General features: G+C 69.1%; 1 protein-coding gene. It reads left to right on the forward strand.

What is annotated here, in order from left to right; translation table 11 throughout:
* Window positions 1-317 (forward strand): hypothetical protein (locus tag FKN01_RS32825; protein WP_185993094.1); only part of this gene is annotated, 317 nt, incomplete at both ends.

Here is a 317-nt window from a genome sequence, read left to right on the forward strand (position 1 = left end):
GTGTGGTCCTGGGCGGGCGAGATCCTGTCCCGGGACCGGGTCGAGGAGCTGGCCGAGGCCTGGTTCGCCGAGCTGGCAGCGATCGTTGAAGCGGTGGAGCAGGGTGCGGGCGGGCACACACCGTCCGACTTCTCCCTCGTAGACCTCGCCCAGGACGACATCGACGCCCTGGAAGCCGAGCTGCGGACGGAGGGAGGAGGTCTGGCCGATGTCACCTCCCTCTCCCCGCTCCAGCAAGGTCTGGCCTTCCACGCCGGATACGACGAGCAGACCACGGACGTCTACACCGCCCAGTTCGTCCTGGAGCTGACCGGCGC

Origin of the sequence: Streptomyces sp. 130 (assembly GCF_007096885.1) — a bacterium.
GTDB lineage: Bacteria > Actinomycetota > Actinomycetes > Streptomycetales > Streptomycetaceae > Streptomyces.